The organism is Vibrio sp. FF266 (genome assembly GCF_041439695.1).
Lineage (GTDB): Bacteria > Pseudomonadota > Gammaproteobacteria > Enterobacterales > Vibrionaceae > Vibrio > Vibrio tasmaniensis_A.
In genome coordinates, this window is the sequence record NZ_JBGOOO010000037.1 from 1 (window position 1) to 26,308 (window position 26,308).

At 42.3% G+C, this 26,308-nt stretch carries 26 protein-coding genes and 3 pseudogenes; 18 read left to right on the forward strand and 11 right to left on the reverse strand.

Features of this window, described 5'->3' with window-relative positions:
• Positions 1-515: 515 nt before the first annotated feature.
• Positions 516-887, reverse strand: a complete 372-nt coding sequence (locus tag ACED59_RS19930; RefSeq protein WP_017097360.1) for a hypothetical protein — start codon at positions 885-887, stop codon at positions 516-518.
• A 174-nt stretch (positions 888-1,061) separates the two neighbouring features.
• Here ACED59_RS19930 and ACED59_RS19935 point away from each other — a divergent pair.
• Positions 1,062-2,104, forward strand: a pseudogene (locus ACED59_RS19935) (IS630 family transposase).
• Positions 2,105-2,302: 198 nt separating this feature from the next.
• On the opposite strand, the pseudogene ACED59_RS19940 reads toward ACED59_RS19935, so the two are convergent.
• The 9 genes and pseudogenes from ACED59_RS19940 to sctN all read right to left on the reverse strand — a co-directional run.
• A pseudogene (locus tag ACED59_RS19940) lies at positions 2,303-2,702 on the reverse strand (IS3 family transposase); the annotation flags it as partial.
• 114 nt (positions 2,703-2,816) lie between these two features.
• A complete protein-coding gene (gene sctU, locus ACED59_RS19945; RefSeq protein WP_017096437.1) occupies positions 2,817-3,869 on the reverse strand; it encodes a type III secretion system export apparatus subunit SctU in 1,053 nt (350 codons plus the stop codon).
• A gap of 287 nt (positions 3,870-4,156) precedes the next feature.
• A complete protein-coding gene (gene sctT / locus ACED59_RS19950) occupies positions 4,157-4,939 on the reverse strand; it encodes a type III secretion system export apparatus subunit SctT (protein WP_029222875.1) in 783 nt (260 codons plus the stop codon).
• On the reverse strand, positions 4,936-5,202 hold the full coding sequence (gene sctS, locus ACED59_RS19955) for a type III secretion system export apparatus subunit SctS (RefSeq protein ID WP_017096439.1): 267 nt from the start codon (positions 5,200-5,202) through the stop codon (positions 4,936-4,938). Before sctS ends, sctT begins: the two co-directional genes overlap by 4 nt.
• 13 nt (positions 5,203-5,215) lie before the next feature.
• Positions 5,216-5,866, reverse strand: a complete 651-nt coding sequence (gene vscR, locus ACED59_RS19960; RefSeq protein ID WP_017096440.1) for a SctR family type III secretion system export apparatus subunit VscR — start codon at positions 5,864-5,866, stop codon at positions 5,216-5,218.
• Positions 5,863-6,828 carry a type III secretion system cytoplasmic ring protein SctQ gene (gene sctQ, locus ACED59_RS19965; protein WP_029223742.1) on the reverse strand — a complete coding sequence of 322 codons (966 nt, stop codon included), beginning with the start codon at positions 6,826-6,828 and terminating at the stop codon, positions 5,863-5,865. The genes vscR and sctQ overlap by 4 nt, the downstream gene beginning before the upstream one ends.
• On the reverse strand, positions 6,828-7,793 hold the full coding sequence (locus ACED59_RS19970; protein WP_371705089.1) for a type III secretion system needle length determinant: 966 nt from the start codon (positions 7,791-7,793) through the stop codon (positions 6,828-6,830). Before ACED59_RS19970 ends, sctQ begins: the two co-directional genes overlap by 1 nt.
• A gap of 9 nt (positions 7,794-7,802) precedes the next feature.
• Entirely contained in the window at positions 7,803-8,264 is a 462-nt protein-coding gene (locus tag ACED59_RS19975; protein WP_017096443.1) for a YscO family type III secretion system apparatus protein, read from the reverse strand.
• Positions 8,261-9,583, reverse strand: a complete 1,323-nt coding sequence (gene sctN / locus ACED59_RS19980) for a type III secretion system ATPase SctN (protein WP_017096444.1) — start codon at positions 9,581-9,583, stop codon at positions 8,261-8,263. The genes ACED59_RS19975 and sctN overlap by 4 nt, the downstream gene beginning before the upstream one ends.
• A gap of 186 nt (positions 9,584-9,769) precedes the next feature.
• Here sctN and sctW point away from each other — a divergent pair, with 186 nt between their 5' ends.
• From sctW to vopD, 12 genes are read left to right on the forward strand one after another with little or no spacing between them, the layout of a single operon-like run.
• Positions 9,770-10,663: a type III secretion system gatekeeper subunit SctW gene (gene sctW / locus ACED59_RS19985; RefSeq protein ID WP_017096445.1), complete on the forward strand. Its 894-nt coding sequence runs from the start codon at positions 9,770-9,772 to the stop codon at positions 10,661-10,663.
• The gene (locus tag ACED59_RS19990; protein WP_017096446.1) at positions 10,644-10,928 is read left to right on the forward strand and encodes a TyeA family type III secretion system gatekeeper subunit; all 285 of its coding nucleotides are present in this window, start codon (positions 10,644-10,646) and stop codon (positions 10,926-10,928) included. The genes sctW and ACED59_RS19990 overlap by 20 nt, the downstream gene beginning before the upstream one ends.
• Positions 10,915-11,289 carry a type III secretion chaperone SycN gene (gene sycN / locus ACED59_RS19995; RefSeq protein ID WP_017096447.1) on the forward strand — a complete coding sequence of 125 codons (375 nt, stop codon included), beginning with the start codon at positions 10,915-10,917 and terminating at the stop codon, positions 11,287-11,289. Before ACED59_RS19990 ends, sycN begins: the two co-directional genes overlap by 14 nt.
• Positions 11,286-11,663, forward strand: a complete 378-nt coding sequence (gene vscX / locus ACED59_RS20000; RefSeq protein ID WP_017096448.1) for a type III secretion system protein VscX — start codon at positions 11,286-11,288, stop codon at positions 11,661-11,663. The genes sycN and vscX overlap by 4 nt, the downstream gene beginning before the upstream one ends.
• A gap of 5 nt (positions 11,664-11,668) precedes the next feature.
• Positions 11,669-12,007 (forward strand): type III secretion system chaperone VscY, encoded by a 339-nt coding sequence (gene vscY, locus ACED59_RS20005; RefSeq protein ID WP_017096449.1) that lies wholly within the window; start codon positions 11,669-11,671, stop codon positions 12,005-12,007.
• Complete coding sequence (gene sctV / locus ACED59_RS20010) at positions 11,991-14,117, forward strand: type III secretion system export apparatus subunit SctV (RefSeq protein ID WP_102249940.1); 2,127 nt, start codon at positions 11,991-11,993, stop codon at positions 14,115-14,117. Before vscY ends, sctV begins: the two co-directional genes overlap by 17 nt.
• Positions 14,117-14,551: an LcrR family type III secretion system chaperone gene (locus ACED59_RS20015; RefSeq protein WP_017096451.1), complete on the forward strand. Its 435-nt coding sequence runs from the start codon at positions 14,117-14,119 to the stop codon at positions 14,549-14,551. Before sctV ends, ACED59_RS20015 begins: the two co-directional genes overlap by 1 nt.
• Before the next feature lie 40 nt (positions 14,552-14,591).
• The gene (locus ACED59_RS20020; protein WP_017096452.1) at positions 14,592-14,882 is read left to right on the forward strand and encodes an LcrG family type III secretion system chaperone; all 291 of its coding nucleotides are present in this window, start codon (positions 14,592-14,594) and stop codon (positions 14,880-14,882) included.
• 10 nt (positions 14,883-14,892) lie between these two features.
• Entirely contained in the window at positions 14,893-16,779 is a 1,887-nt protein-coding gene (locus tag ACED59_RS20025; RefSeq protein ID WP_017096453.1) for a virulence-associated V antigen, read from the forward strand.
• Between the two features lie 12 nt (positions 16,780-16,791).
• On the forward strand, positions 16,792-17,283 hold the full coding sequence (locus tag ACED59_RS20030) for a SycD/LcrH family type III secretion system chaperone (RefSeq protein WP_017096454.1): 492 nt from the start codon (positions 16,792-16,794) through the stop codon (positions 17,281-17,283).
• A gap of 3 nt (positions 17,284-17,286) precedes the next feature.
• A complete protein-coding gene (sctE, locus tag ACED59_RS20035; RefSeq protein ID WP_017096455.1) occupies positions 17,287-18,486 on the forward strand; it encodes a type III secretion system translocon subunit SctE in 1,200 nt (399 codons plus the stop codon).
• Between the two features lie 9 nt (positions 18,487-18,495).
• Positions 18,496-19,497 carry a type III secretion system translocon subunit VopD gene (vopD, locus tag ACED59_RS20040; protein WP_017096456.1) on the forward strand — a complete coding sequence of 334 codons (1,002 nt, stop codon included), beginning with the start codon at positions 18,496-18,498 and terminating at the stop codon, positions 19,495-19,497.
• A gap of 381 nt (positions 19,498-19,878) precedes the next feature.
• On the opposite strand, the pseudogene ACED59_RS20045 reads toward vopD, so the two are convergent.
• Positions 19,879-20,193, reverse strand: a pseudogene (locus tag ACED59_RS20045) (transposase); the annotation flags it as partial.
• Between the two features lie 377 nt (positions 20,194-20,570).
• On the opposite strand from ACED59_RS20045, the gene ati1 reads away from it, so the two are divergent.
• The 5 genes from ati1 (at position 20,571) to ACED59_RS20070 (ending at position 26,306) form a co-directional block, all read left to right on the forward strand.
• The gene (gene ati1, locus ACED59_RS20050) at positions 20,571-21,020 is read left to right on the forward strand and encodes an Ati1 family type III secretion system chaperone (protein WP_017096458.1); all 450 of its coding nucleotides are present in this window, start codon (positions 20,571-20,573) and stop codon (positions 21,018-21,020) included.
• Between the two features lie 30 nt (positions 21,021-21,050).
• Positions 21,051-22,538, forward strand: coding sequence for a VPA0450 family T3SS effector inositol phosphatase (locus ACED59_RS20055; protein WP_017096459.1), 1,488 nt, complete (start codon positions 21,051-21,053; stop codon positions 22,536-22,538).
• Between the two features lie 809 nt (positions 22,539-23,347).
• Complete coding sequence (locus ACED59_RS20060) at positions 23,348-23,842, forward strand: YscW family type III secretion system pilotin (RefSeq protein WP_017096461.1); 495 nt, start codon at positions 23,348-23,350, stop codon at positions 23,840-23,842.
• Positions 23,843-24,322: 480 nt separating this feature from the next.
• Positions 24,323-25,192, forward strand: coding sequence for an AraC family transcriptional regulator (locus tag ACED59_RS20065; protein WP_017096462.1), 870 nt, complete (start codon positions 24,323-24,325; stop codon positions 25,190-25,192).
• 133 nt (positions 25,193-25,325) lie between these two features.
• Positions 25,326-26,306, forward strand: coding sequence for a T3SS regulon anti-activator ExsD domain-containing protein (locus ACED59_RS20070; protein WP_102249941.1), 981 nt, complete (start codon positions 25,326-25,328; stop codon positions 26,304-26,306).
• The last annotated feature ends 2 nt before the right edge of the window (positions 26,307-26,308 follow it).

The following is a 26,308-nucleotide window of genomic DNA, read 5'->3' on the forward strand; positions in this document are numbered from 1 at the left end:
GCTACCTAATACTTACAAATGCAGAAAGGCCGCTAAGCGACCTTTCTACGATAATGTTACGGACATTACTCCGTATTATCTGGTGTTCTATAAATCTGCAACCAATGTCGCGCTGCAGTACTTGTTGGAGGCGCTATTTCATGATCACGGATAGTACAATACCGACCATATTTTACTACAACCGTATGATTTGTTGTATTAATTTTACACTCTTGAAAAGAGCCCCATCTCGCCCGACTTTATTACCAGGCGCTACATAGATAGCCATACAAAACCTTTAAACTAGTTTAACAGCAATATTGTTCATATTTGATGTAGTGATGAATCTAAGAAAAACAAGGTTATCCGTAAAAAGACATACGTTTTAAAAAACTCACTAAAAAAAATTATTGGTGTTCATTATTCCTATGTTCAATTGCGTGACTCCGTAACGCAGAACAGCTCCTAATAGGGAGCTGTTCTTGTGTCTAAATTTGGGCCACACTAAGTGCCGTTACGTTAAATAAATGAAACAACTAGTCTACCGAGCTAAACGTGTATCCCTCACGAGGGATAAACGGAGCTCGGAAATCGCCTTTTAAAAAGTAATAGATATCTTGTGAGTTATCATGGACAACCTCGTAGCAGCTTTCCCCACTACCAAAGTTTGAACAATATTTATTATTTTTAATGCGCCATGTGCCTTCGCTGGGTTTTACATCACCACTACTCATCCACCACGTTGTGCCTGAATCGGAAAAATATTGAACTGTTTTTTTCCCGTAATGAACACCATGAATAGTATTATTGCTAAGCAACAAATCTACTTCTGGTGAATTAACCGGCACTTCTTTAGCTAAGACAGAACATGTTACTCCTAGAAGTATTACTGCAATGATTTTTTTCATTTATATCTCCATTATATTTATAATTACGTTAAATCGCATATATAGAAACCCAATTCAGATTTAATATCAATTTAAATTTAATATCAATTCAAAAAATGAATAATTAGAGCAAATTTGATTGGTATTTATACCCGTGATCATTGAAGATGCTTGATTTTCTTTAGAATCAGGATCATGCTACGAGCCATGAAAATTGCACTGACTCCTCAACAGAAACTACAACTCGGACAAATGCACGACAATGAACGTGACAGTCGAGTTTGCGACCGTATTAAGGCTGTTTTGCTAGCTTCTGAAGACTGGAGTCAGACTATGATTTCACAAGCCCTTCGTATTAATGAATCGACCGTTGCACGTCACCTCAGTGACTACGTTCTTTCTGAAAAACTTAAGCCTGAAAATGGCGGAAGCCAAAGTAAACTTTCTGCTACTCAAACCATGCACCTAATCGAGCATTTGACTGAGAAAACCTATTCTCATACTCATCAAATTGTCGCCTATGTTAAAGAGACATTTGGACTTGATTATACGGTTTCAGGTATGAACAAATGGCTTCACCACAATGGCTTTAGCTACAAGCAGCCGAAAGGCGTTCCACACAAGTTTGATGAAGCAAAACAACAAGCCTTCATAGATGGTTATAAATCACTAAAGGCAAGCTGTGGTAAGGGTGAAACGATAGTTTTTATCGACGCTGTTCACCCAACCTTATCAACCAAAATATCTCATGGCTGGATACGTACTGGTCAGGATAAAGTGATTGAAACAACGGGTGATCGCAGCAGATTGAACATTATTGGTGCACTGAACCTGTCGGATATTGGTGCCACCATTGTTCACGATTACGAAAGCATTAACAGTGAAAGTATTGTTCGCTTTTTCTGTAAGTTAAGAGAGAGCTATCTGTTAGCCCATAAGCTTCATATCATCTTAGATGGTGCAGGATATCACCGCAGTGACTTAGTCAAAGATGCGGCGTTTGTCCTAAATATCGAACTGCATTATCTTCCACCTTATAGCCCAAACCTAAACCCAATAGAGCGGCTATGGAAAGTAATGAATGAGAAGTCGAGGAACAATGTTTACTTCAAAAGCAAACGGGACTTCAAGGCGGCAATAGGTCAATTTTTTACTGTGACTCTTCCAGAGATCGCAGGCTCTTTGACATCTCGAATTAATGATAAATTCAAGTTCTCAAGCCTGCATCTTCAAGTTGATTGGGTATATAGCCACTATCATTATGTTCAATCGTGTGAATCTGTTCTTGTAGGCGTTGTTGATCAAATCAGCTTGAGGTTCAACGACGCCATATTTGACTAATAGTTAGCTTCTAACAGGCATACCTAGTCCTATGACTTTGTTTATAGCTTTGACATTCGCCCTAATGATCTGCTCCAGTTAGACTGGAGAAGGTATTAAGCGACATATTGTTTTTCAAAGTTAATTGGGCTTAGATACCCAAGAGCCCTGTGCCTTCTTGTTCGATTATAAACAACTTCGATGTATTCAAAGAGTGCTTGAAGCATCTCTTCTCGCATCATTATCGGCTCGTCTTGGACAGCTTCTACTTTCATTGAGTGGAAAAAGCTTTCAAAACAGGCGTTCCAACAATTACCACGACGGCTCATGCTTTGAGTTATACGATATCGACAAACTCTCCGCTTGCCATCTGTCTTGCGTTTTTGACTTTCCATTCACCTTCGCCATCAACCATTGGCCAGTCGCATCAATGGCTAGGTGCTGTATTGCTTTTCTCGTTTTTGGCTTAAATGAGACCTCTACTTTCTTTGCTCTACGATTGAGCCTGGTGTAATGCACAACCAATAGCTTACGGAGAAATGGATCATTTTCATGTCTTAAAAATTGTATCTTCAAGTTGAGTGAGTCGAGTACTAGCGATATTTACCTTGAACCACATAGTTTTCTCGCTTATTGCTCTTCAGATTGCTCCAGAGACGCAACCCAGCGCAGGATCTCTGCGGTGGCTTCAATAAGATCGCCAGGAATGTATTGGTCTAACTGCCCATCCGCATATAACGCACGTGCGAGCGGTACTTTCTGCATCACCGGAACCCCTTCTTCTTTGGCAATCGCAATCATACGCTTTGCCATCGCATCAGTCTCTTTTAGGGTAATCACAGGCAGAGGTGTTTCGCCCTTTTTATAGTACAAACCGATGGCAATGTGTGTTGGGTTTGTAACCAGCACATTCGAGCGTTTAACGTTATCTCTTTGGTTAGAAGTTTGCATTTCTTGGTGCAGTTGACGACGTTGACTTTTTATTTCAGGGCTGCCTTCCATCTCTTTGTATTCACGTTTCACTTCATCTTTGGTCATCTTTAACTGTTTAGTGTGGTCGAACTTTTGGTAAGAAAAATCGGCTGCGGCAATCACAATAAAGCCTACCGCAGAGATAATCATCAATTGTTTGATTAATACGCCAGTGATGATCGGTACACACTCTAACCCACAGGTAGGTATCTGCAGTAACGTGTTTAAGTTACCTTTCAGCGTTATCCAAATAATGCATGAAAGTAACGAAACTTTGAGAATGGACTTAATAAACTCAATGATACTCTTTAACGAAAAAATTCGCTTTGCCCCTTCGACTGGATTGATCTTCTTGATGTCCGGTTTGACAGACTCGCCACTAAATAGAAAGCCGAACTGTCCCATGTTAGCCATGATGGCGACTAAGGTTGCAATCAAGAGGATCGGCGCAAGCAGATAAACCATTTCTTTGGCGATGGCGATAGCTACGTCGAGTAGTGCATCTTGAAAGCCCTGATATGCCAATTTGCTTGGCAGTAAAATTAGGGCAGATATGTGCGACATATAGTAATCGGCGAATGCAAACAACACGACAATCAAAGACAGAATCAATGAAGATGAAATGATTTCCTGACTTTTTGCAACTTGCCCTTTTTGGCGGGCATCCCTGAGTTTTTTTGGGGTGGGGAGTTCAGTTTTTTCTCCGCTCATTATTAGGACCTGTTTATTTATTTTGGTTGAATTTTGTTCGAGATAAAGCGTTTTAATCAGGTGAGAGGCGGACGGCTAATTCCTTTTCGCCGAATCGTTCTAAGTAAATCCCTCTCAACAAAGAGTAAAACGTTTTAGCTGAACTCTTTGGACGGCGTTTGTGGTTTCTTTCCACTGCATTATAGGTTTATCGAATAGAGTTACCACATTTCAAAGCATCTATTTTTGCAAGAACAATCTACAAGTCGCTGCAAAAATAAGTTCGAGAGATAAGCAGACTCTAGCGATTACCAAATAGTGTTTAGCTGCTCTGAGAACAGTGCGATTTCAGAGAAAAGTGCTTGAAAGTGGTTCATCATCAGAGCCAGATACACAATCAATAACACACTGGCGATGGCACTTTTGATCGGCATTGCCAAGAAGAAAACGTTGAGTTGTGGTGCGAATCGGCTGATGAGCGCAAGCCCAAACTCGGCAAGGAACATCGCCAGTACTATAGGCGCAGACATCAAAACTCCAAGCCACATTAATTGCTCAAATTGGTCGTAGAAAAAGCGTGCCCACCCTTCTGTTATGGTTGGAAAAAAACCTATCACAGGCCATGACGAGTAACTGGAAAATAGCGCATAAAGAAAAGTGACAAAGCCACCGCCCGAGAAGAACAAAGTGATCAGAGTTTGAGTCAACAATACCGCCGTTGGCGTCGATTGCGAACCGAGGGTGGGGTTAAACATGCTCGCCATGGCTGCGCCTCGCTGGTTATCCACGAGAAAGCCTGCCGCCTCGATTGCCCAAAAGGGGATCGCCGCAATAAAGCCAATGAGCAGACCCAATAACACCTCTTTCCCCAAGATAACCATTAACCAGATTCCATCCGTTTCTGCAGGTAAATTTTGTTGATTAATTATAGGAAATATAAAAAGTGCAAGAGAACACAAGATTCCATTTCTCACCATGGTGCCACCCAGCATTTGCTTGTTTAAGATCGGCAGGAATATAAAACAAGCCATTAACCTAGGAAGCGTTAAGCTGTACAGGAACAGTGCGTGGTGCAAATCATCGTAACTCATCGTATTTGCGGGATTTTATCTAAGGTCAATGTTGCAAACGAATGCAGCTCGGCGCCCAACCACTGTGCGGTAACAAACAAGGTAATTATGACGGCAATCAGTTTAACGACAAATCCCAACGTTTGTTCTTGAACTTGAGTCAGTGCTTGGATGAGTGAGACTAAGGTGCCAACAAACGCCGCAACCAGAATCGGTGGCAGCGACAAGAATAGAACAAGCGTTAAAGCCTGAGTGGCAAAGTGGATTATTTCGGCCGGATTCATATTTCTCTCCTCACTATCCGTAGCTGAGTACTAAGCCATGAGTTAGCTTGGTCCAACCGTCAAGTAACACAAAAAGCAGTAGTTTGAATGGTAGCGAAATTGTCATCGGCGATACCATCATCATCCCCATTGCCAGTAGGATGTTGGACACGATTAGGTCGACAGCGATGAAGGGCAGATACAACAAGAAACCAATCTCAAATGCCCTAGTTAGTTCACTGACCGTGAAGGCGGGGAGTAACAACAATAAGCTGTCTGACTCTAAGCGGTCGAAGTACTTCTGTGGCCACAAGGTTCTCGCAGCATCGGTAAAAAACACCGTTTCAGTTTCACGGATGTGTTTTTTCAAAAACTCTCGATATGGCTGCAGTCCGCTTTCAATCAGCCCTTCAACACTGTCGGAATCTTCTAGGGATATTTCATGTTGTGTAACGTAGTCGTAGGTTTCAAATCCTACTGGTGCCATAATGAAGATCGACAAAATTATCGCCAATCCGTACAGCGCCATATTGGGTGGTATTTGTTGTACACCCAGTGCGTTTCTCAATAGAGAGAACACCACAGCAAGCTTTACGAAAGAGGTCGCCATCATTGCAATGAAAGGAACCAAAGCAAGTAGGGCGAGCGTGACGATTAGGTTCAGTTCATCAGGTAACTGGATCATGCTGGCTCCTGACTACCGCCAAACAATTCGAGAACGCGAACACCTAAGCGTTCATTGATGCTCACAAGTTCACACTCACCAATAATTCTTCCGTTTGCTCGCATAGTGACCGGGTTTGAAATTGGCTGGTTAAGCTCAAAGGTAAAGCCAGGTTGTAGCGCGTTAAGTTGTTCTAAAGTTATGGTTTGCTGACCAACATCAAAAGTGAGTTCAATTGGCAGTTGCTTGTGGTCGGTAAGTACTTCAGAGCTATTGATATCGTTCATATTGGTTTCTTTATCTAGGATGTGGAGTATGGTTTCGTCGAGTTGGCATCGCCAAAGGTTTTGATTGGATATCTGAAAGAGCACTTGATGTTGTGCGATGTGGCAATCATCGAAAAACACCACATCCCCCAATTCCAGTTGCTCGAATTGGCTGACTGCCAAACGTGTTTTGCCAAAACTCAACCAGAATGGTAGTGCAATATTTTGACTTAGGTAAGATGGTGCTTGTGGCAACGCGCCAAGTAGCACATCTCGACCTTCATGCACCCAGAGGCTAAGAGATGCGTCATCACGGTTGATGGTGAGCATCAATACATTCTCTTGCTGAGTTTGCTGTTCAAGAGGTTGTAACTTGCTTAAGACAGGAAGCTGCCCAAAAAGACGTTTAATCACATCGGTGTATGGTTCAATCTGGCTATTGAGTAACGCCAATTGCAATGAGTTTGGTAGTGATTCAAAAGCCGTTGAGTCAAGCATGTCATGTAACCACAACTGTAATTGCGCACCACAAAAATCTATTTTGATCGTTTGCCCTCCAATGAATAACGCCAAACGATAGCCAGTAAATTGAGGTTTTGGCCCTAGCGTAACCGACAGGCTGTTGCTCAGGCTATCTTGAAAGTGGCATTGTTTCGCACATAGTTGATTGCTTAGCGAGATGCTTGATGCGTCGACTTTAGGGAAATTAAGTATCATCATTCGTCCTCAGGCTTCCATTCATCATAAATACTGCGTTGTTGTCGAGAACGTTGTTGATCTTGTTGTTGGTTCATTTGCTCGCTGATTGAGATTCGAATCGGTTGTTCAATCCCCAAGCGTTGTAAGCGCTCAACCAATTCTTGTTTAGCGTTTGGGTTGATTAGCGAAAGGGCATGCTCTTGTTTAATTAAGACGCTGTAACCAGAACTGTCGTGCTTAATGGAGATCTCACCACCTTTCAATTGACCTTCATTGAGAAACAGTCGGACCTCCTTCTCGTTCGCTGTTGGGAGAGAAACATAGATCTTTTCGACCAACTTACTAATCAGATCGTTCACGTTTCTTGCCGAGCTGCGAGGTGTTTGCGCTTCCATACTCTTTAGGATCACATCACCTTGAGTAGTCGGTTGGTTTATATTCGCCGCCGAGTGCAGTTTGGTGCCCACTTCAGAGGTTGAATGATGTAAATCAATGCGCTTTAAGGGTTTTAGCTTCTCTTCAAATGCGGACAACGTAGCTTTCGCTTCTGTGTTAATCTGCGCGTTACTTAAGGTTACCGCTTCTTTTACTGTCGTATCGGGCTTTAGTCGCTGACCATTCAAGACGTTTTGCACAGAGGTAGCGGCTTTACCATCAAACTGGATTGGCGCTGGTTGAGTATTCAAGCCTTTTGGGAAACCGTCAATAATGTCTTTGGGATCGAGATACAAGCCATCAAGAGATGCGCTTGAATCCGTTGAATCCGTTGAAACCGTTGAATCCGTTGAATCCGTTGAAACCGTTGAATCCGTTGAATCAGCTTGGTCTTTGGCACTCTTTTGCTGAAGATTGGCTGGCTGAGTTTTAGGCTTCAGAGCATTGTTAAAGATAGACTCAAGTTCTTCCGAGACGTTAGTCGCGGGACTCTGTCGAACCTTTTTGGGAAATCCTGCTGTGTCTGGGTGATCGTGTTTGACTCGCATTTTTACCTTCTATGAAACAATGGCACTACGAAACTCTTCTTGTTCGAGCTCTTCTTGGTACTGCACTTGACGTATTTGTTCAGCGATTTCTTGTTCGTTTAGCTGAATGAATTTTTCTTTGGTTTTATGAGCGGCGATTGCTTCTTTTTTTCTCTCTTTGAGCCGTTGAGCTTCTTGCTCCAATACTTTTTTGGCTTCAGCGGCTCGCTGCTTTAAATCGGCTTCTCTTTCCCTCAATAGTGCGATTTCTTGTCGCAATATCTCGAGTTCTTTTAGCACCACCATTTTCTGCTTCGCTTTGGTAAATCGTCGCTCTTCTTCTTCTTTTCGCCATTGGTGATAATCGACTACGGACTGCTCGGATTTTCGCCTTATAGAGAGGGCGTTGTTGACTCGGTACTCTTGCTGCTGAACTGCACTGTCAGCTCGCTCGGCACGAATCGTTTTGATCTCTAGTAACTGCTCGATCATAAGCCCGCGAGTCCTTGTAACTGAGTCACGGTTTCGTCGAGCTCACTTGTTTCGTGTGTGCCTTGACGTAAAAACGCTCGGATATCATCACTTTGATCAATGGCCATATCCGCGCGGTTATCAGCACCATGTTGGTATTCGCCAATTTTAATCAGCAGTTCAACTTCTTCATATTTTGCCAGCATTTCACGCATATGAGCTGCCGATGCTTGATGAGTTTTATCCACGATTTGGTTCATTACACGGCTTGCTGAACGAAGCACGTCAATGGCTGGGTAGTGGTTCATTGCGGCCAGTTTCCGAGAAAGAATAATGTGACCATCAAGTATTGATCGGGTCTCGTCGGCAACTGGTTCTGTCATATCGTCACCTTCTACAAGTACGGTGTACAGAGCGGTGATGGAGCCTTTGTCTGATTGGCCAGCACGTTCCATCAGTCTTGGCAATGCAGCAAAAACAGAAGGCGGATAACCTCGTCGTGTTGGTGGTTCACCTGCTGCCAAGCCGATTTCACGTTGAGCTCGGGCAAAGCGAGTGACAGAATCCATAAGCAGTAGGACGCGTTTACCTTGGTCACGGAAGTACTCTGCGATGGAGGTGGCCACAAACGCAGCTTTGGCACGTTCCATTGCAGGTCTATCTGAGGTTGCTACGACTAACACCGCCCTTGTCATGCCTTCTTCACCAAGGTCGTGTTCGATAAATTCTTTAACCTCACGCCCCCTTTCGCCGATAAGGGCGAGAACTGTGACATCAACGTCAGCGGAGCGGATGAACTTGGCGAGTAGGGTACTTTTACCACCACCAGCCGCGGCAAAAATACCCATCCTTTGTCCTTCGCCGCAGGTGAGTAATCCGTCTATCGAACGAACCCCCATGGAGATGGGATTTTCGATCAATTTTCGTTGCATCGGTGGCGGTGCATCTTTGTAAACTGGATACCAAGCACTCGGTTCTTTATTTTGGGTGCCATCAAACGGGCGACCCAGTCCATCCAGTACCTTACCTAACAAGTGGTTGCCAACGCCTACTTCATGCATTTTTCCAAGTGGACTCACTTCGGTGTTGGAGGAAATACCAAGCATGTTTCCAAGTGGAGTAAGTAACGCGTGATGTTGCTGAAAACCAACCACTTCCGCGAGAAGCGACAAGGTTTGGTCAGGGTTGCGCAACTCACAAAGTTCCCCAACACGAACACCAGGAACCACGGCTTTGATGATGGTGCCAGTAACTTGAGTAACTCGGCCGCGGATTTGTATCAAACGAGTTTGTCTGATAGCAGATTGTTGCGTTTCGGTGATGTATGAGAAATCGTTCAATTTAGGAAATATGCGTAATAACTGGTAGTGATAGAGTAGAAAGGATGGGGCAGTATTTATAGTGACTATTGGTCGGGAGTTTTTAGAAAACTAAAAATGCCCTAAAAAAACACGTCTGATTTTGACAGCCTATTGCAAATACAACATTTACACTCAAGTCATATTGTACGAAAGGAGTGCAAATGAGTGAGTATTATCAACAATCAAATTGCAACGGGTAACAAGTTTGACACGCCAATTCGAAGCGGTCATGAGTACGTACGTTCTGGGGAGTCAATTGGTGGAAACTATCGAGGCGAGAGCGTCCGAGTACACAATGCTACTCAATCATTATTTGACGCAATGGAGGAGCTGACGTCATTAGGCTCAGAAAAAGCAGAAAAAGATCTAACCAAACGTAAAGTAAAAGATGGTGGTCTTCGGGTTAATGAAGCTCATGAGTTGGTGTCTGAATATTTAAGGAAAGTTCCTGATCTTGAGAAGAACCAAAAGATCAAAGACCTTGCTACCAAGATGGCGGGTGGCAACTTATCAACGATCGCGCAGCTACAAGCTTACCTTAATGGCTTTTCTGAAGAGAAGAGTCACCAGTACCTTGCATTAAAGGCGGTAAAAAAGTTTCTCGGAGCGAACCCAGAAAGTAAGAATCTGTTGGCGCTGATTGACCAAGCCCTTCTGAACTTTGAGCAAAATCCAGATTCTTGGTCTCAGATTGATACCGAGATTCGTGTGTCGAGCTTTGCTGATGAATATAGCAAAGAGCAAGACTTTAGCAGTTTGCACCAACTACGCGGTTTCTATCGTGACACAGTACACAGTTACCAAGGCTTAGGCTCGGCATACAAGGATGTGGTTGAGCGATTTGGTGAAAAAGAGGTGTCCACCGCCGTCGACTTTATGTTGCAAGGTATGAGTGCAGATTTAAGTGTTCAAGGCAGTAATATTGATTCGGTTAAGCTGCAGCTTTTGATGTCAGATATGCAAAAACTTAAGACGCTGAATACCCTTCAAGATCAAGTTAGTAATATCTATCAGATGTTTAAACCTCAGCAGGCAAGCCATGGCTTATCAAGTTACTGATTTAATGTCGGATGTCATCGACTTAGTTGAGCAGCGCTGGGTGGGAAGCGAAGAGATATGGAACTTAGTGAACGCCATGAAGTTGGGGGCCATTGAGCGACAAATTAGTTTTTTACGAGAACTGCACAACTTAGTTCGGCATATTTCCATTGATGTGTTTAACGACGAAGAACAGCGGCAAAACCTAATACAAGCAATACAAAAAGTGCTTGATGAAGCGATTGATTTAGAAGAAGAGGAAATTTGGAACGATGAATTGGATTGATGCGTCAGTGGATGATTTTTGCCGAGGAATGGGGCTTGAAGCCGTAAATTTCTCGTCGGCTGGACGTGTTCAGTTGAGCTTTGAACAAAGCGGCACCTTGTACCTTGAGAAATATCAGGATTGTTTGTTTCTTATGTTGGTAAAAGCGCTGCCATGGCATCAATCTAATGAGTCAATTAAAAAGGCACTGAGCTTTTGTCATTCAGGGCAAGGGTGGCCATTCACTATTAAAACTGGGCTGTTCGATGAACAAGCGTTAGTTTTCTCAGCGCAAATTGAAGGCGATGAAGTTACCTTACCAACCATAGAACAAGCATTCGCGTTGCTAGTTCGTTTGCATAACGACGTGGTGAACTCATGAATCGGATTAGTACATTAAACGTTGGTATTGAAAGTTTTGCTCATATCTCTCTTGAGCAAGTCGAAAGCGACTTTCCACAACGTTTTCAACTGCTACCTGACGGTCAAGCCATCGCGACGCACCTAGAGAAATTGTATGAACTTCGCCCTTCAGAGCAGTACTTGATGCCACTCGCTAAGCCAAAGATTACACATACAGACTTACTTCGCCCAGAAAAATACCGTCAGCAGTTTGATATAACTCTGCAAAGACTTCAAGACTTGGCGAAGAAAAATGGTTCTCATACGCTAACTCAAGCAGCGGAAACGTTGCAAACTACTCAATTAGATCAACGTTATCTCACCATGGCGTTGAATCTACTGATTCAGGTTTAACTCCCATGTTACAAGCAAAAGATGTGGAGCTATTGCTTATCCACGGGGCTCTCCAAGTTCAATATAAAAAACCTAAACAAGCAATTATGTTACTCGAAGCGCTGTTGGAAATCGAACCTCAGCATAAAGAAGCTCGCCAAACATTAGCGGTAGCATGCCTGGATTTAGGGCGGTACGCTCGTTCAATCGAACTGTGCGAAAGCTTGTTGGAAGCCAACAACTCTAATGAAGCTGGTTTATGGTTTTGTCTTAGCCAAGCCCGCTGGAAACAAGATGATGTTGAGGGCGCGCGCCGCGCTCATCGCTGTTATATAAAATCTCTAAATAGTGAACCAAATGAATAAGTTGATCGATATTATTAACAAGGTTGGGCAGCGTAAAGACATCATGCTTGCCGTGATGCTACTGGCAATCGTCTTTATGATGATCTTGCCTTTACCTACGACATTGGTGGATGTACTTATCGGTACCAACATGAGTATAGCGGTCGTCTTATTGATGATTGCTATCTACATTACATCCCCCCTAGAGTTCTCTGCATTCCCAGCGGTTCTGTTGATCACTACACTATTTCGCTTGTCACTTTCTATCACTACAACACGACTTATCCTGCTGCAAGGTGATGCTGGTCAAATCGTTTCTACCTTTGGTAACTTCGTCGTGGGTGGTAACCTGGTCGTGGGCATCGTAGTTTTCCTGATCATCACAATCGTTCAGTTTATGGTGATTACTAAAGGTTCAGAAAGGGTAGCGGAAGTCAGTGCTCGATTCTCCCTTGATGCGATGCCGGGTAAGCAAATGAGTATAGACGGCGATATGCGCGCCGGGGTAATCGATGTTCATGAGGCGCGTCATCGCCGTTCAGTGATTGAAAAAGAAAGCCAAATGTACGGCTCTATGGACGGGGCGATGAAGTTCGTAAAAGGAGACTCTATTGCTGGTCTGGTGATAATCGTGGTGAATATTCTTGGCGGTGTAACCATAGGTGTGACTCAAAAAGGCATGTCAGCGTCGGAAGCATTGGAGCTATTTGCTGTTTTGACCGTAGGTGATGGCCTGGTATCGCAAATTCCGGCTCTCTTTATCGCGATTACTGCCGGTATTATTGTGACGCGCGTTTCGAATGAAGAGTCCTCTGACCTAGGCTCAGATATCGGAGCACAGGTTACAGCACAACCAAGAGCTTTGTTGATTGGCGGTGTGTTGCTAGTGTTGTTTGCGCTTATTCCCGGTTTCCCGAAGGTTACCTTCTTTGTTCTTGCTATTGTAGTCGGTGGTGGCGGCTTTTTCTTACTCCATAACAAAAAACAACAAAGTAAATTAAGCAGTGCCGACTTACCAAGTTTTGTTGCCCAAGGCGCGGGCTCGCCAGCCGCCAAATCGAACAAAGCGGCACCTCAGCGCAACAGCAAAGGAAAACTAGGTGAACAAGAAGAGTTCGCTATGACGGTACCGCTGCTAATCGATTTGGATGCTCGCTTACAAGAGAGCTTAGAAGCCGTCGCTTTGAATGATGAGCTCGCACGAGTAAGACGAGCGTTGTACCTAGATCTCGGCGTGCCGTTCCCGGGGATTCACTTACGATTTAACGAAGGGATGAGCAACGGTGAATACTTGATTCAATTGCAAGAAGTGCCAGTTGCCCGCGGTCGGATTCAAAGCTTAAAACTGCTGGTGACAGAAGATAATGAGCAGATCGATTTGCTTGGTATACCTTACGAGAAAGATGACGATTTTCTACCGGGAATTTCGAGTATTTGGGTAGACCACAGTCATAAAGTAAAACTAGAAAACAGCCAAGTGGGCTTTTTAACTCCCGACCGTATTTTGACTTACCACCTATCTCATGTGCTAAAAGAGTACGCCCAAGATTTTATCGGTATCCAAGAGACTCGTTATTTGCTAGAGCAAATGGAAGGCAGTTATTCCGAATTAGTAAAAGAGACACAGCGTATTGTGCCTTTGCAAAAAATGACGGAAATCCTACAACGCCTTGTCTCTGAGGATATTTCTATTCGTAACTTACGAGTGATCTTAGAAGCAATGGTGGAGTGGGGACAAAAAGAAAAAGACGTGGTTCAGTTGACTGAATACATCCGTTCAAGTTTGAAACGCTATATTTGTTACAAGTACGCCAGCGGTCAAAATATGTTGCCAGCATACCTGTTAGATCAGAGCTTGGAAGATATGCTCCGTAACGGTATTCGTCAGACTTCGTCGGGCAGTTACTTAGCGCTTGACCCTTCCGTTACTCAACAGTTTGTCAGCGACGTTAAGCAAGCAGTTGGTGATTTGAGCCGTATGCCAAATAAACCAGTGTTAGTGGTGTCAATGGACGTACGCCGTTACGTGCGAAAATTGATTGAATCTGAATACTACGATCTGCCAGTGCTGTCTTTTCAAGAACTAACGCAACAAATTAATATTCAACCTTTAGGCAGGGTGGGAATGTAATGGCATGTGTACTCAGTCAGTCTTTAGTGACGTCAGGAATCAAAGTGAGGCCTTATTTCTGGCAGAAAAGCACTATCTTACTTGGCCATCGCTACGAATACGACGGTATGGAGCTCGTGTTCCGAGTAGACGATGGTGAAATTATCATCGTTTTGTTGCGAAGAATTACTCCAAACCAAGGTTTGAGCAATCCTTTCTCTGCACTGTTTTTACTCGCAGAACATGCTATCCGATTGTACCCACTCAACTGGATCATTCGTGGCAACGTTGACGTATTGCGTGGTAGCAATATGAGTAACCAAAGATTAGCGCAATTCTATTTGGGAGCCTGTGGTGCGAGTCACGATGAACAAGATGATTGGTACTACTTGCGCCTGAGTGACTACCGCCCACTTAAAAAGAGAAAGAAAGTAAAAACTCTCGACTGTTACTGACAGCATCTAATAGATGCTTCGCTTTAATATAGGTATCAAGATGAAGCAACCCTTTACCGAAACCATTGAAAAATCAGAACTTGCTATCCTTACTGCAGATGACAGAGCTGAAGTGTTCAATGAACTACTTGAAGGATTAGGTGTTGGTCCAGTAGCAGGAAATATTCTGCTTGATGGGTTAAACGCCGATCCCAAACTGATGAAACAAGCAGAACATGAATTGCTCGAGGAAGTACAACGCCGCAGACAACAACAACATCCGCTCCACGGCACTAATGCCGAAGGCTCTAGGCGCAAGCGGCCTGTGTTACTTCGTGGCATAGTAATTTAAAGGTTTTTAAATGACGGATATAAACAGAAGAAACCCAGTAGGTGGGGTAGGACCTCGACCAGAGCCGCAGACCTCATTTCAGGATCGTTTGGCTGATAAATTGGCTAATATTTTAGGGGAGCCAAATGCGGCTAAGTTGAAGGCGTTGATTAGTCAATTGCCTAAGGTGTTAGGGCGTAGTGAACAAGATAGCCTTGATCTTTATGCCAATTCATTGAGGAAACTACTAGAAAAACAAGCAGCATTTACTGGCACTGCTGCAGTTGATACTGCTGCTCATTGGATGAAATCGTTGCAAAATCAAGCGGTGAATGGTCAGATTTCACCTCAAGACTTGGTAAACGGAGTCAACAAAACACTTACTTACCAATTCCGAACTTGGTTCGAAAAGCAGTTAAGTGACAAGGTAGACAATTCGCTCCCTACAGACTTTATCAATCAGTTCCGCTTAGGAAGCCAGAGTACCCAAGAAGAACAAATAGCTAACTTAGATGCCGATGCACTTAAACAAGCTACTGCGAAGATCAGTGTGTTTATAAATTCACTTTCTCAGCAAATGAGCTCTAGTAAGGTTCGTGAGAACGCTATTTCTTTTTTGCGTAATGCATTTCGCAATCTAGGTTCGGTAGACATCAACGAGCTAAATAACTCGGATTATTTATTAACGAAAGAAAGCTTCAAAGCAGCAGTTTTAGCACAGCTTACTAGATCTTTAAATAATGCAGGTCTTACGCTAAGTGGCAGTGATGCACAACTTTTGGCAAATAAAATCACTTGGCTTCCAGGTATGTCTAAGCAGGAGCTTAGAGGAGGGCTGAACGATCTGGTGAACCAAGTAAAAGGTCAATACGCAAATGCTTATGGAGCAGGTTCGGTTAGTAAGCTGCAAATAGTACTTGATGCGGCAATTGCAAAGCTAAGGAGCTCATCTACGGATATAACGCTCTCTAGCTTATTCTCGAATATGGCTGTGAGTCTTATAAACACTCAAGTCGATGCCTTTTATAGCAGTCTTCACGAAGTGCAGAAGTTCCAAACTCCACAACAACAGGTTGACCAAATAAAACAGCATACAGCACGAGATATAAGATTTCAGTTTGAAAAAATGATGTTGAGGAAAGATGTTGGTATCGACTTTGCCACTCGTCATAAAAAAATGATGAGTAACCTAGCCGCTCTGAAAGCTCGTTTAAGTAAAATCACAGAAGATGAAAAGAAAATAACGGTAGGGACTGACGGTCAAAGGAAAGCAGATGTTAAAGCTGAGCACTCGTTAACCTCTCGTGATTTGTTATCTGTGATTGATTCGACTATTGGCGATCGTTTTGATGAGCGCGTGCTGTTTTCTTTAAATGAGCGTCGAGTGAACCGTCTTGAAAAGCGTAACGAGAAGAAAGAGGAACTCCAAGAGCTTACGACTAAACTAAAAATATTTGGTCAAGTCCAGACTACCATCAGTACAAAGTTATCGGAGATAATTAACTCAAGTACTGGTGGTGGGCATTATTATCCAGACAGGCAGCATTTTACTTATAAACATTTCGGATATGAGACTCAACAAAAGTTTGAAAAAGGTAAGGAGTTTAAGTATTTAGAAAAACATATAACTCCAAGGGTTGGTTCTGATGGAGTTAAATACTTTACTCACAAACAATTTTTAGAGCATGCAGGAGTGACTGTTAGTCGCGATGTATATTATAACAATACAGATAACAAATACCTTAGTAATTTTTCTAGCTCGGTTTCAAGTAAGTCGAAGCCAATTAACGATTCTGTACAGTTAAAAACTACTGCGTTAAGCGACATCAGTTCCCAATACAACGCAACTGTTGAAGCTATGAACAAATTTGTTCAAAAGTACCACAATATTTTGCAAGCAATCCTACGAGCGATTTAAGGATAAATAACCATGACTACACAAAACCCGGTAACTGACCCATCTCAAATGCAAGCAGAGGAACTCCTTTCGTTTCTTGAGGAAGGTGGAACGTTAAAAATGCTGCACGATGTATCAGCAGATACCATTGAGCACATTTACGCTGTTGGATTCAATTTTTTCCAATCAGGAAAAATAGAGCAAGCCGGTAAGATATTCCAACTGCTTAGCATGCTTGACCACTACCAAGCACGATTTTTTATTGGTTTAGGAGCTGCTCGTCAAGAACTGGGTGAGTACCTGCAGGCGATTGACGCCTACAGTTATGCAGCGCTTGTAGATATTAATGACCCACGCCCACCTTTCCACTCTGCAGAGTGTTACCTAAAACTTGAGCAATTAACAGAGGCAGAGAGTGGGTTTTACAGCGCGAAGGGGATGTCTGCCGGAAAACCAGAGTATGCAGATTTGCATCAACGCGCAGGCATCATGTTAGAAGCGGTGAAAAACAAAAGGAGTAACTAGAATATGAATTCTATCGCACTAGACCGCACTCAGAGTCAGGCATACTTACCGGATTCTGGTCAAACAATGTTAGATAAGGTTACTAAGACTGCATCTCACGTGTCAGCTTCAGTAACGGTTGAAAACGTAAAAGGTAAAAAATCTGAAGTACCGAACACTGGTAAAGTTAAAGTTCAGCTTGATGCACCGAACGCTGCAGTTAGCGATAAGGTCAATGAATTAACGCTGAAAGCCATGAATCAACTACAAAAAATCGTTGATTCGATTGCCAAGGTTTTACATGCGGTCGCCGACAACACGGGCTCACTAGCAGTGAAAATCCTGGCAGGGTCAGCCGATGACTTTGAGGTAGAGCTAGCTGCTATCACAGACAAACTGAAGAGCGTACAAAACAAGCTTAAGATCCAAGAAGTAAAAGTAGCGAAAGCGAAACACGAACAAGAAATAAAGGATAACGAACAAAAACTCAAAGAGTCTGAAGCTGCGGCTAAAGAAGCGAAAAAATCGGGTCTGGTTTCCAAGATATTTGGGTGGGTCAGTGCCGCAGTTTCGATTATAGTGGGCGCTGTAATGGTGGCAACTGGTGTTGGAGCAGCAGCTGGTGCACTAATGATTGCCGGTGGTGTATTGGGTGTAGTCAGTATGGCTATGCAAGAACCAGCTGTTCAAAATGCAATGAAAGAAGCTGGCATTAATGTCGATGCTCTCAGCAAAGTTATGATGGCTTTAGAGATTGCGGTTGCGGTTATTGGGGCTGTTGTGACGTTTGGCGGCGCGGCTGCGGGCGGTATTGCTAAATTGGCGGGGAAAAGTGCCAGTAAAGTAGCACAAAAAATCACTGATATTGCGACTAAAGCGGCAGCTAATATGGCAAAAGTTGCAGATATGGGTTCTAAAGCAGCCACGACGACAGCTAAAGGTATTCGATTTGCTGCAGAGTCATTAGATCTTCTTTCTAATGTTGGTAAAGGCTCTGCCGATAGTGTTCATTCCAATAATAAAGCTAAAGTGACAGAAATTAATGCGGATCTTACTCAGCAGAAAGCGGAGAAGGTGCTGACTCAATCGGTTATTGATAAGCTTAAAAAAGAAATCGCTAAGATGATGGAAGGTTTCCAAGAGTTGATGAATGTCATCATGCAGATGATTCAGGCGAAAAGCGAAACGATGGAAACGGTAATGAATCGTCCAGCGACGGTTTAAGGAGAATTTATGTTAGATAAAATTGGTAAGACTGGGAATGCAGATCTATACGGTTTGGGTGAGATAGATAAAACGACTAAGGTTGAAAAAGCCCCCGAGACAAAAACCGAAGCAGCGGTTCGTGGTAACGATGAGACGGCGGTGTCAGGTGCTAAACATTATCTTTTGGAAAGACCTAAAGCGCCGAAAAGTGGAGAACAAGCTCGCGTGGTTGAAAAGCTGATGACCGCTTTGGCACCAACAGCAAATCTGCTTATGAAAACCCTAGAAAAAGCACTTCATGGTCAATCTGGAACTCAATCATCGTCAAATACGGTTTCGGAATCTCTTGCTTTGATGACCTTACTGTACCAAGTTTCGAAGTTAAGCCGAGAACAACAAACACTTGAACGTGAAATCGCGGTTGAAGCGAATGTAGCGAGCCTTAAGAGTCAAGCACAAGAGCTAAATAAATCTGCTAAAGCGATGATCGCAATGGCTGTAGTTTCAGGAGTTCTAGCCGGTGTAACGGCAATTTTGGGCGGAATAGGTTCTGCTAAAGCTGGTAAACAAATTAAAGCGGAAGCATCGACTAATACATTACTGAAAACACAAAAAGCTGGTGTAGATAAGGCTAATGATTTGTTGAACAATGGTGGGTTATCGAAAACTCAACAGCAACAGTTAAAGCGTGTTCAGGATGTCGGGCAAGACCGTCTTGGTAATTTGACTGATAAATTGACAAAAGGGGGGCGAAAGTTTGACAAAGCTACCACCTCTAATCAAGCGCGAAATTCGATTCTTCAGTCTCTTAGTCAGATGGCAAACTCAGCATCAAATGTAGAGCAAACTAAAGCTCAGGCTCGCGGTAAAGAAGATGAAGTTCTAGCGACACGTGCACAAGCATTGAAACAGAAAGCTGACGAAAATATTGGTTTTCAAGATAGTATGCTTAAAGAGCTGCGGGATCTGTTTCGCTCAATTGCTGATAGCCAAAACCAAGCATGGCGAGCATCTGCTCCTACCGTTTAAAACCACTGCGGATTAGAGTCCCCTTCTTCTAAAGTAGGTTGGCAATTTTTAGTAAGTCAGTAATGCAAGTTACTGGCTTTTTTCATGCATTTTATTTGGCAAATTCACACCTAGACTGAAATGCCGCCTAATTTCGTTAGACGTATGTATCAACTCTTCAATAAGCGTTTTAACTCGTTAAGATTTTTGTCCTGAGTCAGCAAGAACTCTTCCTTGAGGAGATCATTGACACGCTTATCTACGCTTTGTTGCGATTATCAACCCAATAATAAAACCCACTCCTAGCATAAGTTCATAGCCATTTTACTTTAGATTTTCCGCGATGTGTGGAATCCACTCATTCTCGGCGTTGTTGATCAAATCAGTTTGAGGTTCAACGACGCCAAAAACTTTGAGACCAGTCGAGTCAATCGCTATATGGCGAATAGCTCCTTTGGATTTATTGCGATATTTGACCTGAACTGTCTTCGAACGGTTGCTGATACAGGTGTAGTCAGGGGACGTCAGTGGAACATCCAATAGCTCAAAGATAGAACCAATAAAGCCTTGAAGAGCACGTAATGGCGGATAGAAGATCCCCTTAATCATCAAGGCAGTTTCAATCGCGGTATCAGAATACTGGAAACCTCTACCACGCTTGCACAGAGCCTTATTGTATTCCGCCCAGTTAGTTATCTTCTTTTCCGCTTTACCCATGTCACCACCGTTCTAACTACCATAAAGGATCAGATCACAAGACTTGGAAAAGGTTCAACTGATTTAAGCAACAATGCATTCATTCTCTGTTACTAGGAGGACGATGAGCTTAAGAAATTACAATGCACAGGTGGGTGAAACTTATGCGATGAGCAAAGCGTTGAACAAGCTTACTGGGTTATAAAACTTGTCGTATTGACTAAGAAGCACACGAAACGGTGCGAATCTGTCTCTAAACTAAATTAAGCATCAAAGCCTCTTAAAGTTCATTGAGTATAAAAACTTCCGCCCGTATTTAATATCTTGCCATTCCCTCATCTTTATAATTCTTCTCACTACGAATAAGAACCCTCAGAAAAATACACAGAAGGAACACAATGGATATTTATCAGGAAAGTATCAGTTTTTTAGGTAACGGCGTGGATTTTGATGAAAACGGATTATTTCAATGTGAGTTATCATCGGATACGAATAATCATGATGAAGCACTTTTCTTAACCGTATTTAAGAACGAAACCACCATTAGCTTACACATGTCTCTCACCAGCCCTGTGGAGTTGCCAACCCCTCTTCCAGAAACGATTGCTATCGCGATTGGTGAACATGCTCTGGAACCTTTCCGTGGTGGTTTCGGTATCGGTCTAATGCCTGATAGCCGAAGGTTAACGAGCTACAAGGTTATTTTTCTCTCAAACAAACCTCAAGATTATGTGCAGAACACTTTTCAGCAACTGTTAGAAAGAATGGAGCAATGGCACCATTTTATTGAGCAAGCGGATAACGCAGAGACAATCCCAGAAACACTTCCTGCTGGGATCTTTGTTTAAGTTCCCTTATTTAAAATACGAGTTTAATGTATGTCTACAATTCAAATTAATAGCCAGCATCGAGGTAATTTAGACCTCGCAGATATTCAAAATATTAAAAGTAGCGCCAAAGAAGGCGATACCGTTAAATTTGGTTCTGTATTTGGTAAAGAGTACAGCGTAACTAAAAATAGCGATGGTGACGTTACTCTAAAACAAAAAGAAAACCGAAGCTTTTTTAATCGTTTCTTTAGTAAAGCCGATTCTTCAAAAAACGGTGATTTAAAGCTGAATCAGATGAATCAACAACTGCATAAAAAAGAAGGCAGCGGCAACGTTAAGGTCTTAACTTTGACCTATAACCAAGCAAACCAAAAGATGCCGGAAGACACAAAGAACTACTTCCAGAACCTGATTCAAAAAGGTGACTATGATGTGGTTTTGTTTGCGGAACAAGAGTCTAAATTGCTTGCTAACGATCTTGAGCTTGATGGTATGAACCTTCTGAGTCAAAACAAAATGAAAGTTATGACGAAAGGTCTTGGTGAAGGTGTTAGCTACACTTCAATGTCCGTTTTTGCAAAAGACGGCGTCGATATTAACGTCAAAAAAGAGTCTGAATACCGTCATGGTATCGGTGGTCGAAACATGGAATTCTTCATGGGTATCACTGGTAACAAAGGTGGCGTAAAAACGGCTCTAGAGATCAATGGTCAAGCTCTAAACGTCATTTCTGCACACTTGGATTCTAACAAAGAAGTCAAACGTGAATTCGAAGGTAACAAGTTGATGGAAGGGAGCAAACCGCATGAAGAGGTTCTGATCACTGGTGATCTGAATGAGCGTGAAAAACGCACCGCTCAAGGTTCTGATGTGATGTACGATCCAGTCGCACATGATGATACGCATTTAGCCAAGCATGGCTTTAAGTTCAATCCTCTTAATAGTCACACTTACATGCAGCTTGATAAGCACACTGGTAATATTAAACAAAAAGAAGGTCGTGACCGACCTGACTTCGGTGAGCTCGATAATACTGGCTTAACAAATAAAACAGGCAACTTACAAAACCATGAAACCAGTGTTATCACTGAAGGGTTTGATAATGTCAGCGACCACAAGCCAGTACAGTCTACATTTGAAGTAAGAGGCTCCTCTCAAAAGCTGATTGAAAACGCACAAACACATACAGCAGAAGACTTCAAAAATGAAGCAGCGTACTTAAATCCTGGTACTGATCCGGCAAAAGCGACGTTTGATGATGTGACCTCAGCGAATCAAGCTCGCCTTGGTCTAGAAAACTTGAGTAGCGATGAACAAGCGTTTGTAAAAGAGAACTTCACTAGCTTTATCATCGGCAAAGATGCCATCTTTAGCCAGCTAACAAATGGCTTTATGGAAGAGATGCGTCAGCTTCACACTGCTAACCTGACCACCGGTCAACTACAGACTCAACAAATTGAATTGACCGAGAAATACGAACAGCTTAACCGCAAAGTAAACGCTCAGTTTAACCAGCAGTTCATTGCCAACCTTTAAGATAGACTCACCAGAATACCTATTTGTGAATCTATCTAGATGAATAGGAATGATGAATACAAAAGGTGATCGTAAGATTGCCTTTGCGTTCGATAGTAATCAACCTATATATACTCAAAAAGCGTTTGACGCATTTCGTTTCTTGTCATGATCTGCTCGCCTTGGCTCGCTTCAATTTTAGCTGGATAGAAGAAGTTTAAACTCAAGAATTTGTCGATATAAAGGATTAACGAGTGGTTAAAACTGAATTACGCAACAAAGTCGTCTGCTGTCAATAAATTATAATTTTGGATTGTTAACTTTAGCTAACAAGACCTGTTTACGACAGAAATGTATTCCCTTCGTTGTGAGTGATGGCGGGTAATAAGGATAAAACTAAGTGGTATCTAGGACTTTTTTTTTATTTTTTTGTTGTTAAATTATTGATTTTATTGATTTGTGTAAAAGTGATGCAATCGAGTTCATCCTTTATTTATAAAGATATTTCATTAGAATATAGATAGTTAGCAAGAACGGATAGAAAGCATGTTGCATATCGAGGGTTCAGCGCATTATATGATGAGGTCAGTTATGTTTTTGAGAAGCATGATTGCTTGATTTACTTTGGCGAACTGCCAAAGCAACGATTGCCCTTTTCTAAATGGTGCCAGTAAACGATGTATTTCATAAGTAGATAGTCGCGACCGTGCAAAGAGGCTATGCGTGCTCCATACGAAGGGGGGTCTCTGTATTGATGATACTAATTGCAGTGGTCAAATTGCTCCAGCCCTTGATAGATAACAACGGATAACCATAGCGAGTATAGCGAAATGCCCCTTATTACTGGATTAAACCGCTTTGATGCCATGGGTAACCATAACTTTGTCACTGACAATTTAGATGAATACTTGTCTCCTATGAAAAAGAACTCTTATTGCTTAATATTCCTTGCATTGATGCTAAGCGGTTGTGCAACCAAAAACCCAGTGTCAAATGGGTTTTCTAATCATCTTCAAGGAGCACTATTTGGTTGGATAACGTTTGATAATTACACCGCTCCAGTGAGTACATTTCTAAGCGTCGATGTGTGTCAGGTTTTAGATAGTCAGTGTTTTACTGTTTTACAACAAGAGTATCAAGGGGTTCAGTTACCCGTTCAATACTCGTTTGTTATTGCTCCGATTCAAGCTGGAAATGGCGAGATGAAAGTGCGCGCGATATTGCGTTATCAAGGTGAGATTATCGCAAAAAAGGAAGAGCGATATATCTTTACGCAAGGCAGTGTATATACCAACTTAAACCTAGAGGCTTATAATAATTACTAGGAAGTAATATTTTCCTTTATTATTATGTTTAATGCGTTGGAGGATATCCTAGTTCTAGGTATATTTAAAATAAGGTCATTGGGTTTTTTATTATGTAAGCATCAGTTCCTTTGAATATATATGGCTATCCCCAGGTGCTTTAATAAAGCATGTCGCACTTATTGGTTGGAATGTAAATCAAGCGAACTTTAAAAATACCACGTTCATGTGTTTAATGTAAAATTTCTTTTTGTATCACTAGTTGAAAATTAGAAAATACTAATTAACTATCAAAAATATGTCACGACGATATCAAAAATACTTTTTTGCCAGAATTATTTTTGCTATCGAAGTTAGCGCTTGGTTATTCGTTATTATTCGGGTTGGATGGTAGTGTTATGGACTATTTATTGGTAATCGGTCTGCATTTGCAATCGCACTGCTGGCTTCGACAGTTTCTCTTGTTTGAACTGGAGGAATTAAAATTATGAAGGGTAGAAAATGGATGTGTTAGGCCGACTAAACGCCGAAAGGGTCGACTCGCACTTGCGAAAAATTCATGGTGCGTGCTGCTATGAAAAATACGATGAAGTGTTTCATTCTAGCCAGTCTCATATTGTTATCGTTCACAATGGTCAATTGAGGGTGCAAACCGGGGGTTGTACGCTAGACGTGGTCGCTGGTCGAGGGGTTTATCTTTCTCAAGGGGATTACTTACTAGAATACACACCGATAGGCGGTCAATATGCGGCTTCGGTTATCGAATTTGACAATGAACTGGTGAGTCAACTATTGCAAAAGCATAGTGACCTTTTGATGTCGTTGCCAAAGGTTGAGGATGTACAGTCTGGATTATTCCCTTTTACTCTAAACTTATTGATAGAACAGACGTTATTAGGGATTAATACTCTAGAAGAGCAATCTTTTCCTGATGCTATTATGCGCTTAAAGTATGAGGAAATGCTCATCTTGTTACTGCATGGTGACCAAGGTGAACACCTCTACGCGTTGTTATCACAACTGACAAATCGAACCTCAGAGAGACTCCGTCGCTTTATGGATCTTCATTATCTTAAAGAGTGGAAACTGACAGACTATGCTCAAGAGTTTGGTGCGAGTCTGACTACGTTTAAAGAGCTTTTTAACGAATATTATGGTATCTCCCCTAGAGCTTGGATCAGTGAACGTCGTTTATTACACGCTCACAAACTATTGCTCACAAGCAAGATGAACATTGTCGATGTTGCGATGGAAGCGGGGTTTTCAAGCCAGTCTTACTTTACACAAAGTTACCGTCGTCGCTTTGGAACGACACCAAGTAAGGTCCGTTCTGGAGATGATCCGGTAGTAATTGTTAAGCGAAATGTCTGACGACTAAAATTTTCTGACTAATTTTGAAAGGCATTAACGGGTGTAAACCCTATTATGCTCAGCGTAACGATGAACAAAACTATTATCTCTACTTCCTTCTGGATTGCTCGAAGTAGATACGGAGAAGATTAAAATGAAAAAGCAGCATTGGCGACGCCGTTCGCTTTTTCCTAACAACATTGTGCTGCAGAGGAAGGTCACTGTATTGCAGCGAGGCGCAAGGTACGAGGGCTTACCTAAATCAACACAAGAGCTTAACGTTGTTAATGTAAACCACAGACAGCTACTCAGTGAAGGTGTTCTGAGTTACGACCAATTGTCTTTACTGCAGCGCTTGCTTGATCGTAATGTTGTTGATTGTTTATGTGCAAGTCAGCTAATTAAAACATATCAAAAGCTTGGAACGTGTTTAGACCGCTCTGCTATGCGCCTTTTCTTAGAAGTGGGTGGGCAACTAAGTGACGAACGGGTGTTGAACTCTTTTGAACAAAGACTGGATTACATTAATCAGCGATTAGGTTACCGCTTCAATCTAGCGTCACCTAAGACACTAATTCTTTCGATGTATTTAACCTTAAATGAATGGTGCAATCAGCAAACGGATCAGAGGGCGCTACAAGACTCCATCAAGCTTGAACAGTTAATCAATCAACTGAGTATTCAGAAAGAGTATTGGATGAGATTGTCCGGAGAAGCGAGTAGCACATTTTTTGCTGAACAACAGTTGGATCTCATTGAGAATCAGCATAGTGAATTGCATGACCAACTTCGCGTTCTCAATGAGCAACAAAATCAAGTTATTGAATCTCATCGAGCACTAGTTGAAGAGTGGAAGCCAACTCTAGATAAACTCAAGGACTTATATGAGTACAGTAGAATATCAGATAAATTTATATCTGAATGGAAAATATGGTGTAGCCAGGCTCGAGTACAAGCTCCTGAGCTGAGCGATATTTGGGATGCATGTGAGCTTGTGTTCAGCGATCTAAATGCCGTCGCTAAAATTTGGCAATGGTTTCAAGATATGCAAACCGTTGGCAGAGTGGATCATTACTACGTTGATATTCAAAACAATGAGTGCGGGCAAGCTTGTAACAATCTCAGGCAGATTTAAAT

Excerpts from the sequence above, each read along its gene's own strand:
- ACED59_RS19930 (WP_017097360.1), bottom strand. The coding sequence starts at position 887 with ATGAAAAAAATCATTGCAGTAATACTTCTAGGAGTAACATGTTCTGTC.
- sctU (WP_017096437.1), bottom strand. The coding sequence starts at position 3,869 with ATGAGCGGAGAAAAAACTGAACTCCCCACCCCAAAAAAACTCAGGGAT.
- sctT (WP_029222875.1), bottom strand. The coding sequence starts at position 4,939 with ATGAGTTACGATGATTTGCACCACGCACTGTTCCTGTACAGCTTAACG.
- sctS (WP_017096439.1), bottom strand. The coding sequence starts at position 5,202 with ATGAATCCGGCCGAAATAATCCACTTTGCCACTCAGGCTTTAACGCTT.
- vscR (WP_017096440.1), bottom strand. The coding sequence starts at position 5,866 with ATGATCCAGTTACCTGATGAACTGAACCTAATCGTCACGCTCGCCCTA.
- sctQ (WP_029223742.1), bottom strand. The coding sequence starts at position 6,828 with ATGATACTTAATTTCCCTAAAGTCGACGCATCAAGCATCTCGCTAAGC.
- ACED59_RS19970 (WP_371705089.1), bottom strand. The coding sequence starts at position 7,793 with ATGCGAGTCAAACACGATCACCCAGACACAGCAGGATTTCCCAAAAAG.
- ACED59_RS19975 (WP_017096443.1), bottom strand. The coding sequence starts at position 8,264 with ATGATCGAGCAGTTACTAGAGATCAAAACGATTCGTGCCGAGCGAGCT.
- ACED59_RS19990 (WP_017096446.1), top strand. The coding sequence starts at position 10,644 with ATGGCTTATCAAGTTACTGATTTAATGTCGGATGTCATCGACTTAGTT.
- sycN (WP_017096447.1), top strand. The coding sequence starts at position 10,915 with ATGAATTGGATTGATGCGTCAGTGGATGATTTTTGCCGAGGAATGGGG.
- vscX (WP_017096448.1), top strand. The coding sequence starts at position 11,286 with ATGAATCGGATTAGTACATTAAACGTTGGTATTGAAAGTTTTGCTCAT.
- vscY (WP_017096449.1), top strand. The coding sequence starts at position 11,669 with ATGTTACAAGCAAAAGATGTGGAGCTATTGCTTATCCACGGGGCTCTC.
- ACED59_RS20015 (WP_017096451.1), top strand. The coding sequence starts at position 14,117 with ATGGCATGTGTACTCAGTCAGTCTTTAGTGACGTCAGGAATCAAAGTG.
- ACED59_RS20020 (WP_017096452.1), top strand. The coding sequence starts at position 14,592 with ATGAAGCAACCCTTTACCGAAACCATTGAAAAATCAGAACTTGCTATC.
- ACED59_RS20025 (WP_017096453.1), top strand. The coding sequence starts at position 14,893 with ATGACGGATATAAACAGAAGAAACCCAGTAGGTGGGGTAGGACCTCGA.
- ACED59_RS20030 (WP_017096454.1), top strand. The coding sequence starts at position 16,792 with ATGACTACACAAAACCCGGTAACTGACCCATCTCAAATGCAAGCAGAG.
- sctE (WP_017096455.1), top strand. The coding sequence starts at position 17,287 with ATGAATTCTATCGCACTAGACCGCACTCAGAGTCAGGCATACTTACCG.
- vopD (WP_017096456.1), top strand. The coding sequence starts at position 18,496 with ATGTTAGATAAAATTGGTAAGACTGGGAATGCAGATCTATACGGTTTG.
- ati1 (WP_017096458.1), top strand. The coding sequence starts at position 20,571 with ATGGATATTTATCAGGAAAGTATCAGTTTTTTAGGTAACGGCGTGGAT.
- ACED59_RS20055 (WP_017096459.1), top strand. The coding sequence starts at position 21,051 with ATGTCTACAATTCAAATTAATAGCCAGCATCGAGGTAATTTAGACCTC.
- ACED59_RS20060 (WP_017096461.1), top strand. The coding sequence starts at position 23,348 with ATGCCCCTTATTACTGGATTAAACCGCTTTGATGCCATGGGTAACCAT.
- ACED59_RS20065 (WP_017096462.1), top strand. The coding sequence starts at position 24,323 with ATGGATGTGTTAGGCCGACTAAACGCCGAAAGGGTCGACTCGCACTTG.
- ACED59_RS20070 (WP_102249941.1), top strand. The coding sequence starts at position 25,326 with ATGAAAAAGCAGCATTGGCGACGCCGTTCGCTTTTTCCTAACAACATT.